At 60.2% G+C, this 16340-nt stretch carries 14 protein-coding genes and 1 pseudogene; 9 read left to right on the plus strand and 6 right to left on the minus strand.

Translation table 11 applies throughout. The annotated features are described in order from the left end of the window. Positions 1 to 355 precede the first annotated feature (355 nt). Positions 356 to 859: a hypothetical protein gene (locus N7E02_RS21475; RefSeq protein ID WP_286579637.1), complete on the plus strand. Its 504-nt coding sequence runs from the start codon at positions 356 to 358 to the stop codon at positions 857 to 859. Between the two features lie 323 nt (positions 860 to 1182). Here N7E02_RS21475 and N7E02_RS21480 read toward each other — a convergent pair whose 3' ends face one another. Continuing rightward, complete coding sequence (locus N7E02_RS21480) at positions 1183 to 1611, minus strand: DUF1761 domain-containing protein (protein WP_286579639.1); 429 nt, start codon at positions 1609 to 1611, stop codon at positions 1183 to 1185. A gap of 76 nt (positions 1612 to 1687) precedes the next feature. Here N7E02_RS21480 and N7E02_RS21485 point away from each other — a divergent pair. Beyond that, a pseudogene (locus N7E02_RS21485) lies at positions 1688 to 2400 on the plus strand (helix-turn-helix transcriptional regulator). A gap of 58 nt (positions 2401 to 2458) precedes the next feature. Here the strand turns inward: N7E02_RS21485 and N7E02_RS21490 are convergent. Further along, positions 2459 to 3289: an arginase family protein gene (locus N7E02_RS21490; RefSeq protein WP_286579640.1), complete on the minus strand. Its 831-nt coding sequence runs from the start codon at positions 3287 to 3289 to the stop codon at positions 2459 to 2461. 175 nt (positions 3290 to 3464) lie between these two features. Here N7E02_RS21490 and N7E02_RS21495 point away from each other — a divergent pair, with 175 nt between their 5' ends. Both N7E02_RS21495 and N7E02_RS21500 read left to right on the plus strand, forming a co-directional pair. Continuing rightward, positions 3465 to 4850, plus strand: a complete 1386-nt coding sequence (locus N7E02_RS21495; protein WP_286579641.1) for a dipeptidase — start codon at positions 3465 to 3467, stop codon at positions 4848 to 4850. A gap of 219 nt (positions 4851 to 5069) precedes the next feature. Further along, positions 5070 to 5975, plus strand: coding sequence for an ankyrin repeat domain-containing protein (locus tag N7E02_RS21500; protein WP_286579642.1), 906 nt, complete (start codon positions 5070 to 5072; stop codon positions 5973 to 5975). 33 nt (positions 5976 to 6008) lie between these two features. Here the strand turns inward: N7E02_RS21500 and N7E02_RS21505 are convergent, their stop codons facing one another. Next, the gene (locus N7E02_RS21505) at positions 6009 to 6239 is read right to left on the minus strand and encodes a hypothetical protein (protein WP_286579643.1); all 231 of its coding nucleotides are present in this window, start codon (positions 6237 to 6239) and stop codon (positions 6009 to 6011) included. Positions 6240 to 6870: 631 nt separating this feature from the next. Between N7E02_RS21505 and N7E02_RS21510 the strand changes: the two genes are divergently transcribed. The 5 genes from N7E02_RS21510 (at position 6871) to N7E02_RS21530 (ending at position 13000) form a co-directional block, all read left to right on the plus strand. Next, entirely contained in the window at positions 6871 to 7824 is a 954-nt protein-coding gene (locus N7E02_RS21510) for a GGDEF domain-containing protein (protein ID WP_286579644.1), read from the plus strand. Between the two features lie 105 nt (positions 7825 to 7929). Next, complete coding sequence (locus N7E02_RS21515; RefSeq protein WP_286579645.1) at positions 7930 to 9984, plus strand: hypothetical protein; 2055 nt, start codon at positions 7930 to 7932, stop codon at positions 9982 to 9984. Positions 9985 to 10411: 427 nt separating this feature from the next. Then, on the plus strand, positions 10412 to 11011 hold the full coding sequence (locus tag N7E02_RS21520; RefSeq protein ID WP_286579646.1) for a glucosaminidase domain-containing protein: 600 nt from the start codon (positions 10412 to 10414) through the stop codon (positions 11009 to 11011). A gap of 3 nt (positions 11012 to 11014) precedes the next feature. Then, the gene (locus N7E02_RS21525) at positions 11015 to 11926 is read left to right on the plus strand and encodes a hypothetical protein (protein ID WP_286579647.1); all 912 of its coding nucleotides are present in this window, start codon (positions 11015 to 11017) and stop codon (positions 11924 to 11926) included. Positions 11927 to 12034: 108 nt separating this feature from the next. Beyond that, positions 12035 to 13000, plus strand: coding sequence for an aminoglycoside phosphotransferase family protein (locus tag N7E02_RS21530; RefSeq protein WP_353622837.1), 966 nt, complete (start codon positions 12035 to 12037; stop codon positions 12998 to 13000). 19 nt (positions 13001 to 13019) lie between these two features. On the opposite strand, the gene N7E02_RS21535 is transcribed toward N7E02_RS21530, so the two are convergent. The 3 genes from N7E02_RS21535 to N7E02_RS21545 all read right to left on the minus strand — a co-directional run bounded on the left by N7E02_RS21535 (position 13020) and on the right by N7E02_RS21545 (position 16324). Further along, positions 13020 to 14321, minus strand: a complete 1302-nt coding sequence (locus N7E02_RS21535) for a PQQ-dependent sugar dehydrogenase (protein ID WP_286579649.1) — start codon at positions 14319 to 14321, stop codon at positions 13020 to 13022. Between the two features lie 520 nt (positions 14322 to 14841). Next, the gene (locus tag N7E02_RS21540) at positions 14842 to 15300 is read right to left on the minus strand and encodes a GNAT family N-acetyltransferase (protein ID WP_286579650.1); all 459 of its coding nucleotides are present in this window, start codon (positions 15298 to 15300) and stop codon (positions 14842 to 14844) included. Positions 15301 to 15442: 142 nt separating this feature from the next. Beyond that, positions 15443 to 16324 carry a LysR family transcriptional regulator gene (locus tag N7E02_RS21545; RefSeq protein WP_286583974.1) on the minus strand — a complete coding sequence of 294 codons (882 nt, stop codon included), beginning with the start codon at positions 16322 to 16324 and terminating at the stop codon, positions 15443 to 15445. Between the last annotated feature and the right edge of the window lie 16 nt (positions 16325 to 16340).

The following is a 16340-nucleotide window of genomic DNA, read 5'->3' on the forward strand; positions in this document are numbered from 1 at the left end:
CGGGTTCAATGAATTTTGACCTCAGCGGACTGTCTTGCGTTCGCAGGCTAGACGGAACTTGTACATGGGGCAACGTTGCGAAGTCCCAAGTTCCGTGATGAGCAGCCCGCAACGACCGCTTCTGGCGCTTGAGGGGCGTGGAGCGGGCCGTCCAGAAACGGTGGAGTCAGGAGCACAGGTGCGGGGTGTTGAGGTTGCTGATCATCATCGCAAAAGCGGACCTGTGGCTTGTCTCGAACGTGGTTGTTGCTAGGTTTCTGTGGAAGGGGTGGAAACAGCGGCTACTCCGTCGGAGCAGGCACGGAACAACATGCGCTTAAAACGTCGTACTTTGTTGATTCTAGGAGGGTGGACAATGGCGGTTTCAGCAACCTCCGGCCAGAACGAACCCAAATCCCTGTTCAAAGGTAAGCTCTTAGCGGACTATTTCCAAATTTACGTCAGAGACCAAAGCTATCCAAACTTGCCTTCCGACTATCGGGAAGAGGCAATCGCCAGCCGCTTGATGACGGGTCCTCACGCCGCCATCGTTCACACAGCTCGCAACATGACCGTGCCGATCATAGTGGAGTGGCATGATGTGCGGCCACAGCCAGAGATCGAGCGGTACCAGCATGTAGTAGAAGCGAGCTTCAATTGCCCCTCTGGAGTTCTGGTCTTGGCTGGCATGACAGACTACGAGCCGACAGCTCAAAGGCTCTCCGTAGAAGCTGGACCACTTGGTATCCGCGCGAACATGTCGGGCTTGGATACGATCAGCGGAGACGGCCTTGATGGAAGCGACCGGTACCTCATCCAGCTTTGGCCTGGCCAAGAGCCGTCAGCTCCTCTTGTTCTCAAGTCGTGGGCTGAACCGTAGATGCGCTGGGCTGTTCCATATCTAGTCATCATGGCTTCCATCGCGTTCGTTGGAAGCCTTTTCGCTTTCATAGTCGCACTCTTCCCTTGGAGCTTGACTATGCTGGGCATTCCCATACTCATCCTCGTCTGCAGATCGATTGCTAGAGCCCGTTGAAATCGTTAGCTCGCCAGACGACCGCCTGTGGCGCTTCAGCGCCATGCCCCCTTTGGCGCTTCTGCGTCATGACGGCAATCGGCCCGAAGCAGACCATCCGTTAGCGGGCACACTCAGCATTCTTCCAATCTGATGACAAGCTTCACACCATGGCGTTTAGCAGCTGGCTAGAACGGGATGGTGACGATCAGGATGCAGGCGATCAGGTTCGCTGACAAAAAATAGGGGGCGTTCAATAGGCCGTATTGGATGGGGCGGGGAAACAGCGGGTTGATAGCAATGTTGAAAGTCATAGGGACGAGGAACCCAAGCCCGACAATTAGCCCTAGGAGCGTTGCATCTGCGACGGACACAATTCCGACTACTGCAATAAGGTAGGCATCTGCGATGACAACCACCAAGGAGCACAGCATAGGGCCAACGATGAAAATCGAGCCTGAAACTGCCTGCTTTTCCTTCGGCAAATTCTCTCGACCAGTCACGTAAAGATACTGCTTCGGCACCAGCACCATGAAATATAGACCACCGAGCACGGTGAAGACTAGTGTTCCCGCAATCACGGCAATCCAGTGAATATCGGCGAAGGCTGCGAGCATAACGTATCCTTTTCTGATGCAGTTTCGATGGTGCTCATGTAGTGTCAGCCAACTGACAGTTTACGGCAGTTGAGTTATGGCGCGGGCAGACAGACTTTTGCGACTTCTCCAGGCAATGCGGACGATGTCCGCACCGATCACGGCCATGCGATTGGCCGATGAGACGGGTGTGTCGCTTCGTTCGCTCTATCGGGATATCGATAGCCTGCGGGCTGCCGGGGCAAGGATTGAGGGGAGCGCGGCTATGGATACAGGCTGACGGAAGACTTTGCGCTGCCGCCGCAGACTTTCAGTCGCGAAGAGATCGAAGCGATCGCTCTCGGTATGGCACAAGTAAGGCACATGGGCGATCCGACCTTGGCAAAGGCTGCCACATCGGTGATGGGAAAAGTTGGGGCTTCTCTGCCCGACGATCGCGAACAGAACCTCTTCCATGCCATATCACAGGTATATCATCCAGATGCGCGTGATGTGGCGACGGACCACATTGACACCATCCGTCAGGCAACATGGCAGGAGGAGGTGTTGGAAATCCGCTATCAGGACAAGGATCAAACCATCAGCGAACGCGCAATCCTACCACTTGCCATCGTCTACACTGGCAGGACGCTGACGGTGCTTTCCTGGTGTTGCCTTCGAGACGATTTCCGAATGTTCAGGGTCGACAGGACTATGTCGGTCCGAATGACAGGTAAGAGCTTCAGACCCAGACGAGCATCCATGTTGCGGGACTATCTGACTAAACTCCGTGACGAGGATGAGGGCCGTCTTGCCGGAGAACAGCCGTGATGGCCGATTTTGGCGCTTTGGCGACATGACCGTCTTCGGCCCAAAGCGGGCTGGTGGGCTAAAGCGATCGTGACTTCAAAAGAGGCTCCAATGCGTCGATCAGGGCGGTTGGCGAAACTGGTGGGCCATCGATCTCCCAGGAGTTTTGGAACTCGGCGATTTCCATGCCGACGAAATTTTGCTCCGCGATAATCTCGCAGCATGTGTGGAGGTCTCCGAGCGAGAGACCACCCTCGTGTTTGTAGTCGGTGGGAACGATCCCCGGTTCGAGAACATCGCAGTCTAGATGCACATAAATCGAGCGACCTGCGATGGCTTCCTTTAGCTCGACGGCAAAGTCAGCGCCTTGTTTGATGTGAGGGATGCCGTGCTGCTCGATCAGTTCCACCTCGTACGGATCAAGGTCACGTTGCCCGACCAGAACAACCTGATCGAGGTTCAAACCGGACCCCAAGCCTGAATCCCACAGGCCGAGAGGTCCCGCGAAGGCCAAGCCTCCCAGATAACCGGTGGTGCTGGCTTCGGGCGGATTGAGGTCGCCGTGTGAATCGAACCAGACGATGGTCACGTCGGGGTGATGTTTGGCGACGGCAGGAAGCGTAGCAAGTGAAACAGCGCAGCGGCTGGTCGCGGAGATAGGCACGGAGCCTGCTGCCAAAACATCGTCGAGCCGAGACTGCATTTGCTTGAGAGAGGGCAAGGCTGCATCAAGCTCCTCACGCCAGCCGACGTTTAAAGCTGGCTCAGGCGTTCCGATGACGACCGAAGCTACACCGGTTCGGCGTTCCAACTCGTCGGCAATGGCCTTAGCGCCGGGGATAGCCAGGTCATTATGGTCGCCAGCGCGCCCCTGGAATACGGTGTATTGTACGTTTTTCGTCGCAGCCAACAGCTCTCTCCCACTTCAAGCTGAAGCATTTAGCCGATCATGTTCGTGAACGCGAGTAGTCCAAAATGGCACTTGGTTCCCAAATGCCCAGGCACGCCTCAACCTTCCTTCCCGCGGTTGCGCCCGAGCGAGATATCATTCAATAGCCTACGCCGAGAATAGAGGGAGACGCATTATGGTCATGAACGAAGACGATTGGCGGACTTACCTGCGCGAACGGCAGGAAGCCCATCTCGAAGACCTTCTCGACTTCATCCGAATTCCTTCTGTGTCTGCCCGCCCTGATCACATGCCGGAGATACGCCGTGCAGCTGACTGGGTTGTCGATCGCATGAAATCCGCTGGTATCGGCAATGCTGAAATTCTTGAGACGGATGCGCATCCGGTCGTCTTCGGCTCATGGCTGGATGCCGGACCGAGCAGGCCGACTGTCATGATCTACGGTCACTTCGACGTCCAGCCGGCGGAACCTTTCGAGCTGTGGACCACGCCGCCTTTTGAACCGGACGTGCGTGATGGCCGCGTTTATGGGCGAGGGGCGACCGACGACAAAGGCAATATGCTGGCTCCGATCCTGGCGGTGGAAGCCATGCTCAAGACCAAAGGCAGTTTGCCGGTGAACGTCAAATTTCTATTCGAAGGTCAGGAGGAGATCGGCTCTCCCGATATGCCGAAATTCGTCGACCGGCATGCAGACCGCCTGGCTTGCGACATGATCTTCTCCGCCGACGGCCTCCAGTGGGCGCCGGACCAACCACAATTGGTCGAGGCACTGAAGGGCATCATCGCATTCGAGATCATCGTGCGCGGCCCGCGATCGGATCAGCATTCAGGCCTTCATGGTGGTGGCATAGCCAATCCGGCAATGGGATTGGCTCAATTGCTGGCGTCGATGAAATCTGTCGATGGCGTCGTAACCGTCGATGGTTTTTATGACGACGTGATCGCTCTCACCGATGAGGACCGCGTCGAAATCGCCCGCGTCCCATATAATGAGATCGATTATCTGGCAGAAACTGGCGCGTCAGCGACCTTTGGAGAGCCCGGATACTCCACCCGCGAACGTCTATGGGCAAGGCCAACACTCGACGTCAATGGATTGACTTCCGGCTGGCAAGGCGATGGAGGTAAAACCGTCCTGCCCGCAGGGGCAAGAGCAAAGTTGACATGCCGTCTCGTAGCAGCACAAGAGCCGGGCAAAATTCTCGACGCCGTCCGTGCGCACGTCGAAAAGCATTGCCCGGCCGGGCTGAGCGCCGAGGTCAGAAGAAACAGCAGTTGGGGTGATCCCTTCTCAGTACCGCGTGGACACGTCTCGACCGAAATCGCCGCTGAAGTCCTCGAGGAAATCTATGGAAAGAAGCCCTATCGAACCCGATTGGGAGGCTCGATCTCGGTCATGACCACACTCCAGCAGGCAACCGGGGTCCATGCGACTATGTTCGGTTTCGCCCACGCGGATGAAAACCTCCACGCGCCGGATGAGTTTTACCGTGTTGAGGCATTCGAGCGAGCCAAGCTCGCTTACGGGCTGCTGTTGGAGAGAGTTGCTGAAGCGTAATCGCCGCTGGTCCTGATGACCGCCTCCGGCCCATAGCAGGCATTGGGCCGGAGGGGCTATCGTGCCCGATTTCGCCTTCGAGCCGCGCCTGCAGCACACCATCATCCGCCTCGTCGCTGCTGCCATAGCCCCCATTGAAATTGCCCATCCTTCGCGACATTTGTCGCTTGTCTCCACAAAGGGCGTCCCGCCCGCTTTTCGAACGGATCTCCTTTCGCGATGGCCAAGCCGAAGAAGAAGAAGACGTTGCCCAAGGATTTCGAAGCTTTGCTGGAGGCAGGCGATGTCGCAGCGGTAAGGGCGGTGTTCGACACATGCGACGTCAATGCCTATGGCGGCGCGACCAAGCGCACCGCGCTCGCCTTCAACGACCTGCCGGATGAGGTGGCGCGCTGGCTGGTCGAAAACGGCGCGGATATTTCTGCCCCGGACAGCTATGGCGAGACGCCGCTGCATCACCGCGCGGATCGAGGCGATGGCGGACATGGCGGCGCTTCTCCTGCCGCCATCGCCGCCCGAGCCATCCGCCCTTCGCAAATTCGCCTCCCGCCTGTTTGGTGCAGGGAGAAGAGTGACGACCGGATCACCGATCAGATGCGGGATTTCGTGACGCGCATAGGCGAAAATTTCGAGTTCCATCGCCAGGGCTACAACCCGGAAAGCCGGGATGTCGCAAGTGCCGCGCTCGACCGGCTCTATGAACTGTTCGGCGTGCCGCCGGTGCCGCGCCGCAGCATGCATGACGGCAAGTCGCCGATCGTGGCGAAGGCCGATACCTGGCAGGACCGGCACCAGGAACTGTGGGAACTGCTCGTGCCATCGAGCGGTGCAGCCGACACCGTCCAGGGCGAGGTCATCCGCATTTCCGGCCGCATCGCACGCGAACTCGACGGCAATGGCGGCATCAACTGGGGCGACGACTACAAGCGGATGGCCGATGCGCTGCTTACCCATCTCGGCTCGGCAAAATCCCTGCCGGCCGACGATCTGAAGGAAGCGACCGCGATCATAAGCGAGGTGAAGCGCAAGTTCGGAGACACCCGGCGGCTTTGCGAACTCTCGGTGGAATGGGTGGCGCAAAATCCGAAACCGACCACGCTGCCGGCACCGGCCTATGCTATCTGACGAAATCGGATGAACGCGGCTTGGGGTACAGCTTCAGGGAGCTTGTGCCGTCTGCTTGATACGTCCGAGGCTTTCCGCTTGCCATCGAGAAAGCTCGGCCAGAAGCTCGGTCGCCGACTTCTTCTCTTCGTCAGACAACGTATCTTGCTGCTCTGCCAGATCGGTGATGCCGTTGAATATTATAACTGTCCGCCGACCCAGATCGCGGATGCCGACATGCCATGACATCGATCCTGCGGGGCCTTCCACGCCGTTCGACCGCATGCGGATCCGTTCGAACGAAAAGCCCTCGGCAACACTGGTCGAAATATCCGTGAAGTCTAGCCGAAGATTTTCGCCGCCTCCCGCCTTGGCGAGCTTCGATCAGCTGCCGGCGAGCGACAGGGCGCTTTTGCGCGGTAATGACAGGATCGAACAACAGTGCTCCAGCGAAAGCTACCCGATCGCCGGAGTCGCTGTCGTTGAAGACGTAGACCTTGCCGCACATCCCCTCATCAGCAAGGCGGTTTTCCGTCGAATAGGGTGGTGAGACGATTTCGAGTTCAGAATTGCTGCACAGGGACGTGGCCTTGAAGCCCTCAGCTTCTCCTATCCACGCAGATACCTCCTCGGCACCGACGGTCGAAATGCCGGACAGGAGTAGCAGGGCGACACAGGGTCCCGGCCATGATGCACTAGCAAAATATCTTATCATCCCATGTCCTGTCTCTTGACGCTGACGTAGTGGCACCCTGACCTTAGCGATCTTTGCCGCGAACCACTATGCGGGAGCCGCCTCGTCACGGTGTACCCCGATAAATCCCGCATCTTCCCTCGGCTTGGAACAATTCCTCTAACATATCCTTCACAACTCATGCTTACATGCTGATACAAGGAAATCCCTTTCCTTGAGGACATGAAGCCCTTGGACGATAGTGAAGCGATGCTGCAGGCTGCCCGGCTGATGGAGACGGCAGGCGTCCTGGTCGGGGTATACGACCAGGAGGACAGGCTCCGTTATGCCAACCGCGCTTTTCGCGCGGCGTGGTTCGTGGCCGAGGGCGAGCAGCCGCTCTGGCCGGACTTGATGCGGCGCAACCACCGCGAAAAGCGCGGCACGGTGGTCAAGGCCAAGGATTTCGAGGCCTGGCTCATCTCGACCACGGCACGGCGCGGCAAGGCGGGTTTCCGCGCCTTCGAGACCGATCTCCATGACGGCCGCTGGCTGTGGATGACCGAAACCATGCAGGCCGACGGCTGGATGCTGTGCGTGGCAAGCGACATCACCTCGATCCGATCCGACGAGCGCACGCTGAGGCAGGACCGCGACGACGCCATCAAGGCCTCGCAGACCGACGAACTGACCGGCATTCCGAGCCGCCGCTTCGTCATGGCCAAGCTGCACGAGTTCCTGGAGGCCGGCACCGGCCAATGGGGTGCGTTCGGCTGCATCGCCGTGCTCGATATCGACAATTTCAAATATATCAACGACCGCTTCGGCCATTCGGTGGGCGACGCGGTCTTGAAGGATTTTGCCGGCACGCTGCAGCGCCTCGTGCGCAAGACCGACGTGCTCGGCCGTGTCGGCGGCGAGGAATTCATCCTCGTACTGCCCCATACCGGGCCGGAGGAGGCGGAAGGCGTGGTCGGCCGCATGCTGGATGCCGTGCGCCAGTCGCGCCCGCTGCCCGAGCAGATCAGCTTCCGCTACACGTTTTCGGCCGGCATTACCTGCGGCGAGGCCGGCGACAAGGCCGACGATCTCTACCGCCGCGCCGACCTTGCCCTCTACGCCGCCAAGATGCGCGGCCGCGACCAGATCAGCCTCGACCCGACGGTGAGGTTGGGACCGGTGGACATGGCCGGGTGAGGGGGCGGATTGAAAGGGCGGCCAGCCTTTCGCCGGTTGTGATCGCGATGCCGATCGGGAATAGTGCCGCGGCACTGATCACATCGCATCGACACGGATGAACGCATGACATTGCTGGAAGGACTGCTCGCCGATGGCGACGACCGGCGCATTGCCGGGGCACTGACGGTGGATTTCGCATGGCTGACTTCCATGTCGCCGCGACTGGAGGGCGGCAAAGCCGACCAGCCGGCGCTGCCGCCGCAGGGAGCACTCGGCATCTTTCTCGGCGCCCGCGCGCTAATCCGTTCCGCGCCGGGGGATGAAGCCTGGGTCTTCATCGAAGCGGCACTGGCGGCCTATGCCGCGGCGCATCTGCGCGGGCATCGCATGTATGTGCGCCATTCGGCTCTGGGCGATGCGCTCTCCTCCTATCCCAACCTGCGCATCATCGTGGTGGAAGCGCTGCTTTCCGCCCGCCAGTGGCAGGATGCGGCAACCGCGCTGCGCGACCTGCAAAAGGCGGCAAAGCCGCATGATCTCCTGCCCGACACCTTTACCGAAGACGCGCTGGGGCTGCTTGCCGCACTTGCCGCGGATCATCGTCTCGGGCCCGTCACGCTCCCGAATGTGCCGTCTGCGATCGACTGGACATATGCCATGCTGCACGAACTCGTCGAGCCTAGCAGGCTGGACGAGACGCGGGAAATCACCTGGTGGGCCTATGCCGAATATCTGGTCGCGGCGCTGAAGGCGGGCAGGACCGCGGAGGCAGCTTCCTTCGTGGACGCCAGGGCGCAAGCGGCATGGCCGATCGAGAACCGGCAGCACTACAGCTTCAACGCCATCTGCGCTTTGTCCCATGCGGGGCGCATCGACGATGCGGTTGCCGGCATACGCGACCTCGTGCGCCGCGGCTATGACATGCTGTGGCGCTTCGACCGCGACCGGGCCGAAGCCATGTGGTGGACGAAGAAGATGGGGCAGCTCGACTGGCTCGCCCCGCTCGAAGACGTTGCCGCCTATCAGGAGGTGAACGCACGCTACATGACGCCGCGCCCGCGCAGCAACGATGGCCCGCAGCCGGAACCCTTCGCCTCCGTCGAGGAAACGCAGCTTTCCGGCCGCGCCGGCAAGCGCTGCGCGCTCAGCCGCAAGCTCATTGCGCCGGGTGACGCCATCTATCGCGTCCGTCCCTTCCGCGGCGGTGGCGATGATGCCCATATCGTCGCCAAGGCGGCCTTCGAGGCATCGCCGCTGATGGAGTGGTACGGCAAGCATGTGGGCGACGGCTATGTTCCGGCGGATTTTAGGCCTTCGGCCCCTACCCATGCCGGCCAGTTCTTCGATGCGCCGGCGGCCGCCGCCTTTCTGTTCGACCTGATCGAAGGGGCAGCCTTCGATGTCGATGCCTTCATCGCCTGCATCGCAAGGCCGAAGGTCTTTCCCATGCGGTTCGAGTGGATCCGCGGCAAATTCGACTATCTTCATTGCCCTGAGGATGGGCCGCATGTGAACGACGCCCATGCCGGCGACTACGTCAACCTGACCTGGATCATGCTGCGCTGCGGCTTCGGACCTGAAATCCTTCGGCGCCTGTCGGAGATAGACCGCGCGATCGCCGATCCGATCTTCGCCATGCTGGCGACCTTCGACCGCGGTGATTGCCGCAAGGCGGCGGCCGCCCATTTCGGCCTCGACACCCTGCCGGAGTTGATCGACATCGCATTCCAGTCCCGCCTGTCTCTTGATGACGTCCTTACGCTTGCCGGGTTCGGCGAGGACAATCCCCGTTTCGCCGAGGCCATGTCGCAGGCGCTAGCCACTTATAATCTGCATATCTATTCCAACACCCATCCGCAGGTGGACTGGTATCTCGACGGTCTGCAGCACTATGCGCTTGCCAAGGGCGCGCGGCTCGCCTTCTTCCTGATCCACACGCCCGAACGCCTGCCGGTGCTGCAGACGATGCTGGCCGAAGGCTGGCTGGTGAAGGGCGTCGGCGCGGGCGGTTATGACGGCTACGAGAATTCAGGCCATACCCTGTTCCAGGCCGCCGTCGCCAACCGTCTCCGCCAGGCGCCGGATACGCTTCCTTCTGGCTCGAAACACCCTGGATCGAACACTATGTCCGCGGACCGACCATGCGCGACACCCGCAAATGGCCGGCGGCCTATGTGAAGCGGAAACGGGCTCGCGGGGAGGTTGCGGGTTGGTGAGGGATGACGGTAAAAAGTGGCGGTAGGACCCGTCAAGGAATGGCGCTCGCATGGCGCTAACGCCAGACATTCGCTTCAGGTGATGCGCCATCCGATTCTGGATGGCGGTAAAAGGACAAGTTTGCCGAGAAACGATCTCTCCGAGTTTGAGTTGGAGGATGTCTGCTGCTTGGAGTTGTCGGAACTGATGCGGTGAGGTCAATAATGCGTTGCCAGGTTTGGCCCACTATATAACGGAAACTAGCCACCACTATCGGTTCTCGCTCTGCAATGGTCGACGAAGACCGAGGTGCCTTGTCATTTTCCATTTACACGATAAAGTAGAGCACGAAAGTCACCCCAAACACGTAGGGTAGAGTATGCGACTTCTAGCCTTGTGGCTTATAGCAATGTCAATATTTCTCCCGACGAGCGCAAATTCGGAGCAAGTAGATCGACAGGGCATTGGTCCATGGTGCTACAACCCTGTTCGATCTCCAACGTCAGCAGAAAAAGTCTCCTTTGTCGAGGAGGTATCGGCGCCTGCCGTTGATGCCGAACGCAAGTGGGGTGTGCCAGCCCCAATCCTTGCAGCGATGGCGATCGTAGAATCCGGATATGGATTTACCCGTATTGCTATTAAATCTAACAACATCCTGGCGTTCAAATGGCCAGGCGACACAATTGCTGCCGGCCGTAAGAAATTTAAGCTGTGGTGCCAGCCGCTCGAGGATAAAGGTAATATCTATCCGGCGTTTAAAACTCGTGCCGAGGCGATCGACTTCGTCGCCTCGCGGTTGAAATTTGCTTCGCATTACAAGGCAGCGACGGTAACCTATGGAGTCGACCTGAAGAACGGCGTCGATCGCAAGACCGCTGCGCGGAAGTGGCTGCGCACCATTGCGCCGAAATACAACTGGAGGCCGGAACAGTATATTCCGGATGTCAGCAACATGGTCGAGGATCCGATTGGCGACGGTAGCCGCACCCTCTGGCGCTTGGGGCCTTGAAGCATGACAAAAGCAGATATCGTGACCGCCTGCTCCGTCGTCATAGCGATATTAGTTGGTGCAACGTCGCCAGCGTCCGCCGAGTTCAGTTGTGCGCCCGTTGACGTTGTAGTGTCCTTTCCGGAAAAGGATCGCTTTTTTGCTAAAGCAGTTACCGCATGGTCGAAGACGACCCGTGCGCGCTACATGGAAGGCGCGACGAAAGATGCATGCGGGGACGTCGAGGTTCCCGGCTATGAAGGCTTTCCGACCAAGCGTTGCAAATATGAAAATGCCGATGCCGGGGCGGGCATATTCCCGGCTTTGGCCGCTGAGGTCATCGTGTTAAATCCTTCGGCAAAGCAACTTGCGGCCTGGAGCATCAATGCGTGCCGGCTCAATGGTGCGGAAGACGCGGCGATGCCCAACTGCTTGGAAAAATTGCGAATAAAGGTCGTTAAAGGAAACGGTGCGCAGTTTCCCGTGGCAGGCAGTGTGGTCGAAAGCTACTGCAACTCTTCGAACTCCTATGGGACATGCAAGTCGCTTGTGAAAGAGAAGGGGCGCGGACTGCGGCCACGGCATACTTGGTTCCGTGACGGTGTGGCTATCTGGTTCAACGATTCCTTCGATGTCCGATGGGACGAAAGGGATTATTCAGACACGTACGACTTGCTTTTCGACCCCAGAAAAACCGACAAAGAGATTGGGTCCACACGAGATGTTGCCCGTCTCGCTGCGGCATATCGGAATGAATGGCGGGACTGGCGTAAGCATACTGGAAAGCCTGAAATGGTCGATGGTGCAACCGGTACTGCTGACGGCCACGAATGGCGCAAAGTTACTTCTTACGTTCACAAAGCCGCCTGCAGGGGCGTGGCAAACGAACTCTTCAATGCGGTGGTGTTTGCGAATAAGAGCTGGACAAAGCCGTAGGTCGCGACCGTTCCGATGCTTTTGCGGAGTGACGGCCTGCGGCCAAACGTCCGCTCTCGTTCTGCCTAGATTAATCGCACAACCTGAAGGCGATGATACCATGCTTTCATGACGTTCAACCGTTGCCAGCCCGGCGGGTTTCGGACGAGCGTCTATCAGACGCAGGTTTTCAGGGGCGATATGCACAGCGATCAGATAGAGATCAAAGCAGCCCAGGTCGCACGCCTGATCGCCGACCAGTTTCCGCAGCTCGAAGGCGAGGAGATCGTCGAGCTGGCCACGGCCGGCACCACCAATGCGATCTTCCGCATCGGCGCGTCTCATGCTGCTCGCTTTCCGCTGCGGATGATGGACCCCGACCAATGCACCCGTCTCCTGGAGGCGGAGGCCAAAGCCAGCGCGGAGTTCCACGACTGCTGCCCGTTTGCCAGCCCGAAGCCGGTCGGTCTCGGGCGGCCGGGCACCGGCTATCCGCTGCCGTGGCTTATACAGACCTGGATTGACGGAGAGGTTGCGACGCCGGCCGGATTGTCGGGCTCATCCGTCTTCGCGCTCGACCTTGCCCGGCTGATCACTACGCTGCGCAAGGCGGATTTGCGCGGGCGCACCTTCGATGGCCGCGGCCGGGGCGGGCATCTGCCCGATCATGACGGCTGGATGGAGGAATGTTTTTCCAGAAGCGAACAGCTCCTCGATGTCACCCGCATGCGCTTCATGTGGGCGGGCTTTCGGGAATTGCCGTCACCGAAGCACGAGGTCATGAGCCACAGGGATCTTATTCCGGCAAATCTCCTGGTCGATGGCGAGCATTTGGTCGGCGTGCTCGATACGGGCAGCTTCGGGCCTGCCGACCCGTCGCTCGATCTCGTTGCCGCATGGCATCTGCTGGATCGCGAAGCCCGGACCATGTTCCGCGAGGCCCTGCAGGCCGACGATCTCGAGTGGCACCGGGGTGCCGCCTGGGCATTCCAGCAGGCGATGGGACTGGTCTGGTACTACAGGCACACGAACCCGGTGATGAGTGGGCTCGGCCGCAGCACGCTCTCCCGCCTCATGGAGGATTATCCGGAATAGGCTTTGCCCGCGCCCGCCTTCACGCCGCCGTCACGCGCCAGATGACGTCACCCACGTCATCCGCCATCAGCACCGCGCCGTCTGCGGCAAGCGCCACGCCGACCGGGCGGCCATAGGAGTGTTTCTCGTCCGGCGAGAGGAAGTCGGTGAGGATTTCGCGCGGCATGCCGACGGGCTTGCCGTTCTCGAAGGCGACGAAGGCGAGCTTGTAGCCGGAGAGTTTCGAGCGGTTCCACGAGCCATGCTGGCCGATCGCCATGCCGGCCGGAAAACCGGGAAGCGTGCCTTCCGGCAAGTAGCAGAGCCCGAGCGAGGCGGTATGGCCGCCGAGCGCATAATCGGGCTGCAGGGCGGAGGCGACCTTGGCGGCATCCTGCGGCACGCGGTCGTCGACCACCCGGTCCCAATAGCAGAACGGCCAGCCGTAGAAGCCGCCGTCGCGCACCGAGGTCAGATAGTCGGGCGGCGTCTCGTCGCCCAGCCCGTCGCGCTCGTTGACGACGGTCCACAGCATGCCGCCTTGCGGCTCCCATGCCATACCGACCGGATTGCGCAATCCGCCGGCAAAGATGCGGTGCTGGCCCGATGCGATGTCGTATTCGAAGATGCAGGCGCGGTTTTCTTCCGCCGCCATGCCGGCATCGCCGATATTGCTGAGCGAGCCGACAGCGACATAGAGCTTGGTGCCGTCCTTGCTGGCGATCAGGTTGCGCGTCCAGTGGCCGCCGGGGATGAGGTCCATCAGCTTTTTGCCCGGCGCGGTGATCTTCGTCGACCCGGCGTCATAGGGATAGGCGAGCAACGCGTCGCTGGCGCCGACATAAAGCGTCTCGCCGACAAGCGCGATGCCGAAGGGCTGGCGCACATTCTCGATATAGGCATGGCTCTGCTCGGCCACGCCGTCGCCGTCCGCATCGCGCAGCAGGGTGACGCGGTTCGGGCTGTCGCCGGCGGCGCGTGCCCGCTGCATTGTCGCCGACATGGCATGGTCGAACAGGCTCTGCGGATTGCCGCGTTCGCCCATCGATTCCGCCACCAGGACATCGCCGTTCGGCAGGACATGCATGTTGCGCGGATGAACGAGCCCGCGGGCGAAGGCATTGACCTTCAGTCCGGCCGCGGCCGTCGGCTTGTGGTCGCCCTCCCAGCCCTTGGCCGTCGGCATTTTCAGGGTGGGTATCATTCCCTGCGCCTTGGCCTGCGGAATGGCCGGCGTCGTGCCATAGACCGGCGAGCGCGGGGCGTCACCGGAATGGCGAACGGCAACGATGCCCTTGCTGATGAACTCGATGAAACGGGCAAAAGAGGAAGGCGCGGCCATGGGTGCCTCTGGCAATGAGAAAACTGGGAGGCCGGACGCTAGAGCCTTTGTGCGGAGAGCACTAGAGGGGCCCGTGAAATTTTGCGGGGTGACGGGATCGGCGTCACTTGATCTGCGTCAACATGGCCGATGTCGCATGCGGCCGTTTCGGCGTAGTGCTACCTTCACGATAAATGGTATCAGGCGCTCGCCTGGAAAGATCCGACGTCATGGATTGGGTAGATTGGTTCCCTATAGTCTTCTTTCCGCTGAAGATTCTCGCCTTGGGCACGGGCATGTTCTTCGCCATCAAATGGCATCGCGATCAGGCGAGGAAGATTAAGTAACGAAACCGGCGGGCGTTGTCGCCTGTCGGTGATTGGCTCTCTCTCCCGGCTATTCCCTGTCTCTTGCTGATACCCGTACCTGCTGGTAGCCGTACCTGGCGAAGGACGTGCCGGATGGGAATTGGGTTGAGCAGTCTGGCCGAATCAAACATCCGAGGCTTGAAGCCGGCAATGGCTGAAAGCGCCATAAGCTGTCATTGATCCTGATCCGAGGATACTGACGCCCACTTATACCTGTCGCGCACGATCTGATTTTCTTGCCACCTCTCGGTAGGCTCAAATCCACAGGATCGGTACAATCCACCCGCTTCCATCGCGCCGGGTTCGCCTTCCGCAAACGTATCGACGCTGAGTGTCGAGTCCAGAGGAGTTATAAGAATGGCGGTATTCACTAGAGACCTTCCGACACCCTGACGCCTAGCGTCAAGGCTAACAGCCAGCCATCTAATCCAGAACTCCTTGCCGACCCCACCAAAAAGCATGGCGCCCATAAGGCGCTGATCTGGCGAGCGAACGCAGTAAGCTTGTCTTTGCCAGATTTTCCGTCGCAATACAGTTTCGAAACCATCCATCGGGCCAAAGAGTGGAGCCACCTCTTGGGCCAAATCCATCCACGCCTTGATATCGTAGGTTTCGGCTAGTTCGACTTGCATGGCGATCACCTATCTCCGATGGCATATCGGATGAATTGGGGTGCACTGAATGTCAATTACGGCCTTGGACCGGAAGCGGTCGACGCTATCCTGATTTGCGATCTGCATATCGAGACATCTCCACTCTGCAAGGCCCACCCACTCACAACCGCTCCGCCCCGCCCGCATCATCCAGCCCCGGCAGCACCGCCCGAATATGCTCGCCCAGTGCCTTCGCCGCCGATGACGGCTGATGTTCGGCAAATTCCAGTGCGATGCCGATGGTCGGCAGCGGCGGCAGGCCCTGGGCCACGATATGCAGGTCAGGCGGCACGGCGGTGCGGGTGAGCACGCTGACGGCATGGCCGGAGCGGGCAATCGCGATGAGGCCGGCAAGGCTGTCGCTGGCGAAGGCAACCCGGTAGCGCCGGTTAACCGAAGCCATCGCATCGCAGGCGGCGCGGTGGTCGAGCGTCATCGGCGCAGACAGCGCGAGCGGCAGAACGGGGTTGGAAAGCACGTCGGGTTCGGGCCTGTCCGCCACCCAAACGAAATCCTCGCGGCGGATGACATCGGCACGATGGGGCGCATGGTCGGGGTCGGGCAGCGAGACGAGCGCGAGGTCGACCTGCCGGCGCTGGAGGAGGGGGCGCAGGCCGATCGTCGGCGCGCAGACCATGCGCAGTTCGACCTCCGGATGGACCGCACAGAAGCCGCGCAACAGTTCCGGCAGGAAGGCGATCGAATAATCCTCTGGGCAGCCGAGGCTGACCGCGCCCTTGAGTGCTGCGCCGCCAATGTCGGCCAGGATCTCGTCATGCCGGGCGATCAGGCTTTCGGCATGGGCAAGCAGCCGCTCGCCCGCCGCCGTCAGGCGTACGCCGGCGCCGGTGCGCTGCAGCAGGTCCTGCCCCACCTCATCCGCCAGCCGCTGCATCTGCATGCTGAGCGCCGATTGGGTGCGGCCGACCTGCGCGGCTGCAAGGCTGATCGAGCCGGTCCGGGCGACGATGGCGAAGTTTTTCAGAAGCGCGATGTCGAGCATGGTGGCGATATCAGAT

Origin of the sequence: Terrirhizobium terrae (genome assembly GCF_030323265.1) — a bacterium.
Taxonomy (GTDB): Bacteria; Pseudomonadota; Alphaproteobacteria; order Rhizobiales; family Rhizobiaceae; genus Neorhizobium.